The organism is Bacteroides sp. D22, from assembly GCF_000163675.1.
In the GTDB taxonomy this organism is placed as follows: Bacteria; Bacteroidota; Bacteroidia; order Bacteroidales; family Bacteroidaceae; genus Bacteroides; species Bacteroides xylanisolvens.
The window spans coordinates 31,489-42,972 of sequence record NZ_GG774820.1 but is presented as its reverse complement, the minus strand read 5'-3'; the positions used below and the strand labels follow the sequence as shown (position 1 = coordinate 42,972).

The following is an 11,484-nucleotide window of genomic DNA, read 5'->3' as shown; positions in this document are numbered from 1 at the left end:
GTTTGTGTTAGATGAAATAACAAGGATGATGAAATAAACAAGTAGTTTCATTTCAATATGAAGATAAAATACGGCTTTGGGTATTCTTAAAAAGAAAAAATGAATGAGAATTTGATATTATTTTTGAAAATACATGCTATGTATTAAAATATATTATATATTTGTGCCGTTAATTCTAATTTTATAAACCATCCTAGTTCTGAAAGAACTTATTTTTTCATCATTGATTACTGAACCCTAAAAGTGTCCTCCAATTGTAAGAGAGCTGTTTATTTGTGAGTTAGCTATTATCATTAATATGATTCCCGTACAGACTTATATACATAACTAGAATTTGGTAGATACCAATATCTGTATAAACAGTTGGGGCAGGTGTTTTTTATTAGATTTACTTAGACAAATATGTGTTGGCTATGGAGTATCTATCATTACATCCGGCAATAAATAGCAGATGGCAACAGACGAAACAGGATAGTTACATATCTCCATCTTTGGGAAATGAAAGCTACTTTTTTCTTTTTAGAAATAGCCTTTTTAATTTGTTTCACAGCTTTATCAACGGGAGTAACCCAAAACAATCCTTCTCCTTTTGCCATAGCGGTGTCTACAAATCCGGGACGAATATCGGTAGTGTAAATAGAATAAGGAGATTTAGTTGCTTTTTGTCGTAATCCTTCCATATAGTTGATTTGATAGGCTTTCGACGCATTGTAGGCGGGAGCGATGCCACTGCCGCGCGTACCTCCAACAGAGGAAATAGTAACCAGATGCCCGCTTTTTTGCTGTTCGAAATATCGGAAACCCCAGTCTGCGATGTTGGTGAATCCTATCACGTTCGTTAGTAAGGTAGGTTCTTCCAATTGGTAGGAGAGTTCGGGGTTTAGTTCTCCGGTCCCGGCACAGATAATCAATATATCCATTCCACCCATTTTTCGAGTGAGAGTTTCGAGGGATGAAATGGTAGCTTGTGTATCGGTGATGTCGCACACTTGATAGAATAGTTTGTCTTTGTCCCGGGCGCATACCTCTTCTAATAGATTTTCTCTGCGACCGGTAATGCCGATAAGATAATCTTCTTGAGAATAGACTTCTGCCAATCCGCGACCGATGCCGGAAGTTGCACCTATAATTATAATTTTTTTCATGAAATACAATATACTTTGTTTGCCCGCAAAAGTAAGGGTAGGGAATAAATAAACTCTTGATTGAAATCAAGAATTTATTTTTGTACGACTTTTCTTCGGATACGACTTAATGTTTCGGGACGAATCAGAAGATAGGAAGCCAGTTCTTTTAAAGTTATCAGTTTCAGTAAGTCGGGACAACGGTTGATAATTTCAAGATAGCGTTCTTCCGGTGTCAGGCTGTACATTGAAATCATCCGGTCGTAGACTTCCCACAATAACGTTTCTGCGATGCGGCGTCCTAACTTTTGGTGAGCGTCGTTGGTATCGTAGAAGTCTGCCATTTGCTGATAATTGATTACGTATACCGAGCAGTCACACAAGGCTTGTATATCTACATTTGATTTGTCCTGTAACTGAAAAGCCGGATAGTTGCCAACAAAAGAATGATCGAAAGTATAGCCTACAATGCTGTTTTCGCCTACACTGTTGGTGCAACAGTACCGGAAAGAACCGGAACTGACGAACCCCATTGTTTTGCATACTTCTCCTTGGCGGGAAAAGTAGTCTCCTTTCTTATAATAGGTCTGCTTCCCCTGTCGTAATACAAAATCTACAATAGGGGAGTAGTTGATGTGGGAAGTATATTTGTTGAAATCTTCCACAGCGTATGAAAATTAGCCTTCGTTTATAACCTGAAATCCGGCCTGTTTCAAATCTTCCCAATATCCGGGATATGATTTGGTAACGACTTGCGGATTGGCAATAAGTAAATTGGGATGGCGGATAATTGCCGGTGCAAATGCCATTGCCATCCGATGGTCTTCGTAGGTTTCAATCACCGGAGTTTCTTCCGGTTCACATCGTTCGCCATTCCACATTAATATACTGTCATTTTCTTCCTTGATCATATATCCCAGCTTTTTAAGCTCGGCTCGCAGGGCGGCAATACGGTCAGTCTCTTTTATTTTCAGGCTTTGTAATCCGGTGAAACGGAAAGGGATATTCAGCAAGGCACAGGTAACAACGAATGTCTGTGCCAAATCCGGAATGTCGATAAAGTCTTCTTCCAGTCTTTCCGGCGCTTTGCCTGTTTTTTTCAGTTTCACACCTTGCGATGTAAATTCGGTAGTTATACCTAAGCGTGAGAAAACTTCTGCTCCCCGGCTATCTCCCTGATAACTGTTATGAAACAACCCCAATAATTCAATTTCTGCTTTGGGAGATAAGGCGGCAATCTGATACCAATAGGAAGCTGCGCTCCAGTCATTTTCCACTTTGAAAGGAATGCTCTGATAGAGTTGTGGAGCAACGGAAATGCTACTGGGAGAAGTCCATGCGGCTTTGGCTCCAAAGTCCTGCATCAGTTGCAATGTAAGATTGATATAAGGACGGGAAATTATCTCACCGCTTAAATGCAAAGTCAAACCGTCTTTGAGTGCCGGACCTATCATCAATAGAGCAGATATATATTGGGAACTGACATTTCCTTTCAGTGTTATTTCGTTTCCTTTCAATTCTGCACCTTTGATGCGGAGGGGAGGATATCCTTCATTGCGGGTATACTCTATTTCAGCTCCTAACTCACGAAGCGCATTGACTAATATCTGTATCGGACGTTGCTGCATACGGGCTGTTCCTGTGATTGTCCGTTCCCCCGGGGTCACACTTAAATAGGCGGTAAGGAAACGCATAGCAGTGCCCGCAGCCATGATGTCAATCGTCTCTTTCCCTTCGGTGAGAGCTTTTATCATCACCTGTGTATCGTCACAATCGGACAGGTTTTCAGGAGGATAAATACCTTTGCCCAGCGCATTGATGATTAATGCACGATTACTGATACTTTTAGAAGCCGGCAACTGGATAGTTGCTGTTACTACTGAAGGAGGGATGAGTTTATAGAGCATCATTTCTATTTTCTTTGGTTTGAGATGACAAAAATAGACATAAATTGGTATATATGCAGTTATAAAGTCAGAAAAACAATAGAAAATTTAGAATGGGAAAATTACAATCGTATTTGAAGTAGAGGATAAAATCTCAAGAAATTACAATTGTATTTAAAATAAATGCTATATTTGTGATGTATTGCAATCGTATTTAAAAAGAAGTAGAATGAAAATACCTCGCATAATTAAACAAAGAAACACTTATGTTGACCGCATAAGACCTTTCATGAGGAAAACATTGGTAAAAGTGATGGTCGGTCATCGTCGTGTCGGTAAAAGCTTTATTTTGTATCAACTCATGGAGTTGATACGGAAAGAAGAGAGTGATGCGAATATTATCTATATAAATAAGGAAGATGTCAATTTCATAGATATAAAGACTTATAAAGAACTGAATGATTATATTCTTTCAAAATCGGTAGATGATAGAATGAACTATATTTTTGTCGATGAAATACAGGAAATACAAGATTTCAGGTTGGCTATCCGTTCGTTGGCATTGGATGATAATAATGATATATATGTGACAGGCAGTAATTCAGAGATATTTTCCAGTGATTTAGCGAATGAATTGGGAGGTCGGTATGTTGAATTTGTGGTTTATAGTTTGTCGTATATTGAATTTCTGGATTTCCATGAACTGGAGAATACGGATGCGTCATTGGAGAAATATATTCATTATGGAGGATTGCCTTATCTGATACATTTGCCGATGGAAGAACCTGTTGTTATGGAGTATTTGAGGAGCATTTACTCTACCATTATATTAAAAGATGTGATTCAGAGAAAGAATATAAGGAATACGGTCTTTTTGGAACAACTAGTTTCGTTCTTGGCAGGTAACATTGGCAACTTATTTTCCAGCAAGAGTATTAGTGATTTTCTGAAAAGTCAGAAAGTGGATATTTCTCCTTATGTTGTGAGTGAGTATGCGATGGCATTATCGGATGCTTTTATTGTACATAGGGTAGGAAGGTATGATATTGCCGGAAAGAAATTATTCGAAAGAGGGGAGAAGTATTATTTTGAGAATATGGGGATTCGTAATGTGATTACGGGGTACAAGCCACAGGACAGAGCGATGCGTTTGGAGAACTTGGTTTATAATCATTTGGTATATAGTGGATATGATGTAAAAATCGGGACATTGGGTACGGAAGAAATAGATTTTGTCTGTAAACGGAATGGAGAGATTCTCTATGTGCAAGTCTCTCTTGAACTTTCTAAACAGGAAACTATTGAAAGAGAATTCGGGAATTTATTGAAGATTAAAGATAATTATCCGAAAGTGGTAGTGTCCGGAGAAAAAATGTTTGAAAATACTTATGAAGGGATAGAACATATTTATATTAGAGACTTCTTGTCTTCTGTTTTGTTACATTCCATTACTCGTGTCATTTAATCAAAGAACAACTGTTTTTTCTTTTATAAATAAGTATGATGAAAATACCGAATATACGTTTACTCAACCAACAGTTATTAAGTCCTCTTTTCTTTCAACCCAAGGAACTTGTGTCCTGGATGGGAGCTATGCAGGCACAGAATTATTCCATGGTGAAATGGGCAGTAGGAATGCGTTTGAAGTCAGCAACGATTCAAACTGTGGAAAAAGCGCTCCGTGATGGTGAAATCCTGCGGACTCATGTAATGCGTCCGACATGGCATCTCGTAGCAGCAGAAGATATCCGGTGGATGTTGAAACTTTCCGCCGGGCGTATTATATCTGCTAATGAGTCTTATGCGAAGGGGCATGACTTGGAAATTTCTGAAGAGCTCTATACGAAAAGTCATAATCTGTTGGAGAAAATTCTTTGTGGGAAAAAAAGCCTGACGAGGCAGGAGATTGCCGAGCATTTTAACCGTTCGGGGATTGTAGCGGATAATCATCGTATGACCCGCTTTATGGCTCGTGCGGAGCAGGTGGGGATTGTATGTAGTGGGGAAGATAAAGGAAGTAAATGTACGTATGCGCTTTTGGAAGAGCGTGTTCCGCCGGTGCCGGAATTGACCAAAGATGAATCTTTGGCTCGTTTGGCTAGAAGCTATTTTCGTAGTCATGCTCCTGCTGTTTTGCAAGATTTTGTCTGGTGGTCGGGGCTGCCTATTACAGATGCACGTCAAGCTATTTATTTGATTGATTCGGAATTAACGGCAGAAGAATGGAATGGACAGACATGGTATATTCATGAAGATTGCCGGACTCGTGGAAAAGTTACCGGCAGTTTGCATCTTCTTCCTTCTTATGATGAATATTTGCTTGGCTATAAAGACCGGACAGACGTTTTACCTAAAGAGCATTACTCGAAAGCATTTACCAATAATGGTCTGTTTTATCCGATTGTTCTTCATGAAGGACAAGTGATAGGAAACTGGGATAAGTCTGTTAAAAAGAGAGGCTCATTGATAGAACATTCATGGTTCCGGTTGGATGATTGTGTCGATGAAGGTGCGTTGGATCGTGAGAAAGATAAGTATATACGGTTTTGGCGATAATATGAGAAAACGTATATTTTATCGTTGCATAATTCCATATATGCAGGATATATTTAGGTATGAGTTGAAAATGAGAAGGATTTGCTGTTTTCGAATTTAGAAAAGAAATAAATCGATTGCGTTTTGGAACAATTTGTTTTAGTCTATGTTTTTTATAGAATAGATGTGTAGAACTTTCCTTTATTTTATTTCAAATTGATATATGGAGTGTTGGCAGCTTCAAGTGTAGGTTAGCTCTGGGATAGCACTTAAAATAAAGTTTTATATGCTCCTTTTAAAGGAATAAAGTGTTTCTCACCGATCAATGAGTCGTTCCTTTAAAAGGAACTGGTTATTCCTTTTAAAGAAACGATTGTCAATAAGTTTATTTATAGTGTATCTTTTGACTGTTTTTATGTAAAAAACTCCTCTGGAACTGTATATTCTTGCATTATTTTATACAACAGAACTGCTGGAAGAGGAAATCCGTGTGATGCTATTTATACTCATCATATTAAAAATAGAACATTTAAAGTAAGATATACTACCATATTTATATTATAAAGAGCTTTCTCTCTATTTAAATAAATAGCATCAGGACTGATTTTTATTTGTTTATTTGCCTTTTTGCCCATTCCAGTCTTCGTTGATCGGCTAATGGAGTCACTTTAAATTCTTCGAATGTAGCGGTGAACCCTTTCCCGTCCGGACAAGCTCCCATTAATCCTACCATGACAGGACAATTATCTTGCAACCAACAAGTGCGCATCATAATATATTCTTTGTCATCACGTGAGAAAAATATTTCTACTGCATCCAGGCGACGGACTGCTTTTATCCATATAGAGCGGGGAGCATCCGGCAATTGTACTACACTCCAGTCACTGGTTCGGTGTGTAACTACGGCACTTACATTCTGTTTGCCATCAATGTATTCCACACCTGCTTTTATCCAGTTTTCATGGTCGATGCGCAGCATTAATCCCATTTGGTCAAAGGTGGTGACATAGTTGCCGGTTATCTTTACTTTGGCTTCAAATTCTCCACCATAAGTCGCATAATAGAAAGGTCCGTCGTCCACTGTGAACCCATAATGAGAAATCCTCCAAAAGTCTGTTTTTGCAGGAACATCCATCACTAAGGTTTTGCCATCTTTTATTTCCCATTGTTGAGGCTCGTTCAGCCAATTCATTTTATTCAAACTTTGTGCCATAGAAGAAGTTGTTACTGCCATAAAGGCTATTGACATCATTTTGATTTTTAAATGTTTCATGATCATTTCTTATTTGATTATCTTTGTGGTGCAAAGATAGGTCATACCTCCGTGTGCAACAATACTGAATAATAACCATTTTATAAGATGGACGTATTACAAAAGGAAATAGATGAAGTTTATGCGACACAACTGATAGCCGATGAAATATTGGACAATGGAGTTGTAGAGCAACATCAACGCTTTATTCATTCATTGACGGAGATTAATGGTGGATGTGCTGTTATTTCAGATCTTTCGAATAGGAAAAGTTACATTGCCGTTCATCCTTGGGCGCATTTTCTAGGCTTAACTCCCGAAGAAGCTGCTTTGAGTGTGATTGATTCTATGGATGAAGATTGTATTTATCGGCGTATTCATCCTGAAGACTTGGTAGAAAAGCGGTTATTGGAGTATCAGTTTTTTCAGAAGACCTTTTCGATGTCTTCCGAAGAACGGTTGAAGTACCGGGGAAGATGCAGAATACGTATGATGAATGAGAAAGGAGTCTATCAGTATATTGATAACCTAGTGCAGATAATGGAAAATACTCCTTCCGGAAGTGTATGGTTGATTTTTTGTCTTTATACCTTGTCTGCAGATCAACGAACGGAGCAGGGGATATATCCCACTATTACCCATATGGAACGTGGAGAAGTCGAAACCCTCTTTCTTTCGGAAGAACATCGCAATATCCTATCCGAACGCGAAAAGGAAATACTTCGCTGTATACGTAAAGGACTATCTAGTAAAGAAATTGCAGCTGCCCTTTATATTAGTGTGAATACAGTCAATCGACACCGCCAGAATATTTTGGAGAAACTCTCTGTCGGTAATTCGATAGAAGCGTGTCGGGCTGCTGAATTGATGAAACTGTTGGATTTGTAATCCAATAAGATGGCATTGTTCACTGATTTCTTTCTTCAGATTTAAAGCTTATCTGAAGAAAGAACAGAACTTATTTAAAACAAAAGCAGCAACTCATCAAATCTTTTCACCTGTTTCAGATGGTCATGTGTGAATGTGTCTACTACTTCGTGTTTCCACATCACTTCAAAAGGAATATGTATACCATATCCTCCCAGCGATAGAACAGGTTGAATGTCCGATTTCAGAGAATTGCCAATCATGACAAATTCGGAAGGAGCAATCTGTAAGATATTCAACATTCGTTGATATTCTTTCTCTGTTTTATCGGACATCACTTCAATGTGATCGAAATAAGAGGCTAATCCGGAACGTTCCAGCTTATTCTCTTGATCGAGCAAATCTCCTTTAGTGGCAACTACTAATTTGTATTTTCCTTTCTCTTTCAATACTTTAAGCGTTTCTTTTACTCCCGGCAATAGTTCAATTGGCATTTTCAGTAATGATTTGCCTAATTCAATAATATGTTGGATGTCTGTTCCTGAAATCTTTTGTCCACTCACATGCAAAGCTGTCTCTACCATAGAAATGGTGAAAGCTTTGGCTCCATATCCGAGATATTTCAGATTATTCATTTCTGTTTGAAATAAAGCGGCTGAAATATCTTCAGAAGTGCCATAAGGCTTTAATAGGTCTGTATATTGTTTCTCTATTTCCTGGAAAAAAGGTTCATTGCTCCACAAGGTATCGTCTGCATCAAAAGCAATGACTTTAATAAGTTCTTTCATCGGTTTTCGTCGTTAATGGTGAATTTTAGATCATTTGTTTGGTATTTCGTATGCAAAGTTACAATAAAAAGAGGAATAAAGGCAGACGGTTTGTTTTTAGAACCGAATCTCCATTTAATTTCATAGAAATCTCTATCTTTGTTACTCGTTTTTTTGAGTTTGAATTTTAATTGGATATACAATAATGAAAATAGGAGATAAAGTACGCTTTCTTAGTGAGGTAGGCGGTGGAATCGTAACTGGATTCCAGGGAAAGGATTTTGTGTTGGTAGAAGATGCAGATGGGTTTGATATTCCGATGCCGATACGCGAGTGTGTCGTGATTGAAACAGATGACTATAATATGAGGCGTAAACCCGGTTCGTCTGCGCCGAAACCGGAAGAACCTGTTAAACCGGTAAAACCGGAGATGTCTGTTATTCAACGTCAGCCGGAGGTGCGTGGAGGAGATACTTTGAATGTATTTCTGGCTTATGTGCCCGAAGACGCAAAAGCGATGATGACTACTCCTTTTGAAACTTATCTGGTAAATGATAGCAATTATTATTTGTATTACACTTATTTGAGTGCCGAAGGGAAAGCATGGAAGAACCGTTCGCACGGTTTGGTGGAGCCTAATACAAAATTGCTGTTGGAAGAGTTCACCAAAGATGTATTGAATGATATGGAGCGGGTGGCTGTTCAGTTGATCGCCTTCAAGGACGGTAAGCCTGCGGCTATCAAACCGGCTGTTAGTGTGGAGATACGGATCGATACCGTGAAGTTCTATAAACTTCATACCTTTAGCGATTCTGATTTCTTTGAAGAACCGGCTTTGATTTATGACATTGTGAAAGATGATATGCCTGCCAAACAAGTATATGTTTCGGCGGAGGAGATTCAAGAGGCTCTGCTGCAGAAGAAATCTGTAGATAAACCGAAGTCACAACCTATTGTGAAACCAAACCATACTACTCATGGCGGAAAGAGCGGAATTATTGAAATAGATCTTCATATTGATTCTTTGCTGGATGATACTCAAGGGATGGGCAATGCTGAAATACTGAATTATCAATTGGATAAGTTTCGCGAAGTGATGGAAACTTATAAGAATAAGCGTGAACAGAAGATTGTCTTTATTCACGGCAAGGGAGATGGGGTACTTCGAAAGGCTGTCATTGATGAATTGAAACGGAAATATAGTAATTGCCGTTATCAGGATGCTTCTTTCCAGGAATATGGGTTTGGGGCTACGATGGTGACTATTAAATAATAGTATAAAAAAAGTGGAAGCCAACCGGCTTCCACCCTCTCTCTCTTTTACATATTAATCATTTTACTTATTCAGTTCAATACCTTTATTCTGTAAAGTGATATTCATCAAAGCTGCATACTTGGCGTACTGTTCAGCACTAAGAGTCTTTCTCATCAGTTTCAAGTTACCATAAACAGCGTTGCGCAATTTTGCTTCTTTATCTTTCTTCGCTGTTGTGGCTCTTGACATCTGTGTGGAGAAATAATCGCAAATATTGGCTACTTCTTCACTCTGATCGGAGTTTAACTTTAAATATTTGCCTAGTTTACTTACATTGATGTTACCTTCCCATTTTGCAGTTGTAGGCTGATTTCCGGCTGCAAATGTTGTAGCAGCAAGGCAGAGCGCTGCCAATAATGTTAATCCTAAACGTTTCATAATACCTACTTTTTTAATTGTTATACCTAAAAACTATTCCTAAAAACAAATCTAATACCTATTGAAAATACTGTCTAAGCGCTTAGTCTTTTCTTTTTACCTATGCAAATATAAGAATATGTTTTATAGCATAAAAATAAAGAAAAGGAAAAGATTCTTTTTAGGCTGATTTCTTGATGTAAGTCAAGAGATGATCAGCTTTTTGATATAAAAATACCTTTTTATGAAACATTTTTGTAATACGTGTGCGAAAACGATAGTAGAGTATTTCTCTATTTTAGGATTTATTGCTGTTAAAATGATATTGAGCAAAGGAATGTGACTAGGAACGGAACGCTGAAATCGACAACAAAGCCATGGAAGATGGAAATGATTACAAATTCCTTTCCCGAATATCGGGTAATGATAGGAAGAGTGGTATCCATCGTTGTGGCTCCACCAACAGAAATAGGAGCTAGCTTTCCAAAATATTTCACTAATAAGGGTGCACACAGCAAAGCGATAATTTCACGCATGATATTGGAAAGTAATGCGATAGTTCCCAATTCGGGACCTTTATATTCGGTGATAAATATGCTGGAGAGCGAATAATAACCAAATCCAGCTCCAACTGCCATACAGTCTAAAGGACTTCGCTGGCTCATAAAAGCTCCCGCTATGGCGCAGCCTGCTAATGTGCCGAGTATCGTCATGATAGGAAGGAATACAAGCCGGGGATTCAGGGACCGAAAACTCTTCAGGGTGTTCGGATCGTTACCGATGCTGATACCTACGCAGAACATGAGTCCGCAGAGGGCATAGTAACTAAGTTTACTGTCGGTGAAGTCGTATGGGATAAGATGGTAAACTCCACAAAGAGTGCCGATAATGAAAAAAGAGACAATAATCAAACTACCTTTCATGCTTTTGTCTCCTTTCCTTTACTATATAATAGGTACCACAATCCCCATGCGCATAGAGTACTTCCTATGACCGCAGCTACCGTGATGACAACAGCTTCCAGCCCAAGAGTGTATAATCCTTTGATGATAGATTCATTACCCCCTACATCTATTCCGAGAAGAAAGAGAAGAATCCATATAAGGAGAGTGATTATCTTGTGTATCCATGATAGTCTTTTACTGCGTAACAAGTAGCCAAGAAGCATGCCTGTCAGCATAATTCCAATAATGATAAACATAGTTAGTGCCTGCTTTTTGGCTGCAAAGATAGTATTAAATGTAAATCTTGGCTAATCTCTTCCACGATTTCTTTCATGGCTATTGACAGACATTCGACCATATCATCCACGCAAGCGGCATTGACAGACGGTGAATCTTCAAAACTACGGTTTATCGCAGTCTGCTATCCATAATTTATG

General features: G+C 38.5%; 12 protein-coding genes. 4 read left to right on the top strand and 8 right to left on the bottom strand.

The window, feature by feature from the left end; all coding sequences use genetic code 11:
• Positions 1-428 precede the first annotated feature (428 nt).
• From HMPREF0106_RS04365 to aroA, 3 genes are all read right to left on the bottom strand, one after another.
• Positions 429-1,145 (bottom strand): SDR family NAD(P)-dependent oxidoreductase, encoded by a 717-nt coding sequence (locus HMPREF0106_RS04365; protein ID WP_009040867.1) that lies wholly within the window; start codon positions 1,143-1,145, stop codon positions 429-431.
• Positions 1,146-1,219: 74 nt separating this feature from the next.
• Positions 1,220-1,789, bottom strand: a complete 570-nt coding sequence (locus HMPREF0106_RS04370; RefSeq protein ID WP_009040866.1) for a Crp/Fnr family transcriptional regulator — start codon at positions 1,787-1,789, stop codon at positions 1,220-1,222.
• Positions 1,790-1,801: 12 nt separating this feature from the next.
• On the bottom strand, positions 1,802-3,031 hold the full coding sequence (gene aroA, locus HMPREF0106_RS04375; protein ID WP_008640848.1) for a 3-phosphoshikimate 1-carboxyvinyltransferase: 1,230 nt from the start codon (positions 3,029-3,031) through the stop codon (positions 1,802-1,804).
• 208 nt (positions 3,032-3,239) lie between these two features.
• Here aroA and HMPREF0106_RS04380 point away from each other — a divergent pair, with 208 nt between their 5' ends.
• On the top strand, positions 3,240-4,475 hold the full coding sequence (locus tag HMPREF0106_RS04380) for an ATP-binding protein (RefSeq protein WP_004299291.1): 1,236 nt from the start codon (positions 3,240-3,242) through the stop codon (positions 4,473-4,475).
• 38 nt (positions 4,476-4,513) lie between these two features.
• Positions 4,514-5,566, top strand: coding sequence for a winged helix DNA-binding domain-containing protein (locus tag HMPREF0106_RS04385; RefSeq protein WP_008640849.1), 1,053 nt, complete (start codon positions 4,514-4,516; stop codon positions 5,564-5,566).
• A 586-nt stretch (positions 5,567-6,152) separates the two neighbouring features.
• On the opposite strand, the gene HMPREF0106_RS04390 is transcribed toward HMPREF0106_RS04385, so the two are convergent.
• Positions 6,153-6,824, bottom strand: a complete 672-nt coding sequence (locus tag HMPREF0106_RS04390) for a DUF1349 domain-containing protein (protein WP_015531369.1) — start codon at positions 6,822-6,824, stop codon at positions 6,153-6,155.
• Positions 6,825-6,905: 81 nt separating this feature from the next.
• Between HMPREF0106_RS04390 and HMPREF0106_RS04395 the strand changes: the two genes are divergently transcribed.
• Complete coding sequence (locus HMPREF0106_RS04395) at positions 6,906-7,685, top strand: response regulator transcription factor (protein WP_004306596.1); 780 nt, start codon at positions 6,906-6,908, stop codon at positions 7,683-7,685.
• A gap of 74 nt (positions 7,686-7,759) precedes the next feature.
• On the opposite strand, the gene HMPREF0106_RS04400 is transcribed toward HMPREF0106_RS04395, so the two are convergent.
• Positions 7,760-8,452: an HAD family hydrolase gene (locus HMPREF0106_RS04400; protein WP_004316267.1), complete on the bottom strand. Its 693-nt coding sequence runs from the start codon at positions 8,450-8,452 to the stop codon at positions 7,760-7,762.
• A 184-nt stretch (positions 8,453-8,636) separates the two neighbouring features.
• Between HMPREF0106_RS04400 and HMPREF0106_RS04405 the strand changes: the two genes are divergently transcribed.
• Positions 8,637-9,704 carry a DUF2027 domain-containing protein gene (locus HMPREF0106_RS04405; protein WP_009040863.1) on the top strand — a complete coding sequence of 356 codons (1,068 nt, stop codon included), beginning with the start codon at positions 8,637-8,639 and terminating at the stop codon, positions 9,702-9,704.
• 63 nt (positions 9,705-9,767) lie between these two features.
• On the opposite strand, the gene HMPREF0106_RS04410 is transcribed toward HMPREF0106_RS04405, so the two are convergent.
• The 3 genes from HMPREF0106_RS04410 to HMPREF0106_RS04420 all read right to left on the bottom strand — a co-directional run bounded on the left by HMPREF0106_RS04410 (position 9,768) and on the right by HMPREF0106_RS04420 (position 11,304).
• Positions 9,768-10,124, bottom strand: coding sequence for a hypothetical protein (locus HMPREF0106_RS04410; RefSeq protein ID WP_009040862.1), 357 nt, complete (start codon positions 10,122-10,124; stop codon positions 9,768-9,770).
• Positions 10,125-10,417: 293 nt separating this feature from the next.
• On the bottom strand, positions 10,418-11,026 hold the full coding sequence (locus HMPREF0106_RS04415; protein WP_004307956.1) for a lysine exporter LysO family protein: 609 nt from the start codon (positions 11,024-11,026) through the stop codon (positions 10,418-10,420).
• Positions 11,023-11,304 (bottom strand): LysO family transporter, encoded by a 282-nt coding sequence (locus tag HMPREF0106_RS04420; RefSeq protein WP_004316264.1) that lies wholly within the window; start codon positions 11,302-11,304, stop codon positions 11,023-11,025. The genes HMPREF0106_RS04415 and HMPREF0106_RS04420 overlap by 4 nt, the downstream gene beginning before the upstream one ends.
• Positions 11,305-11,484 lie beyond the last annotated feature (180 nt).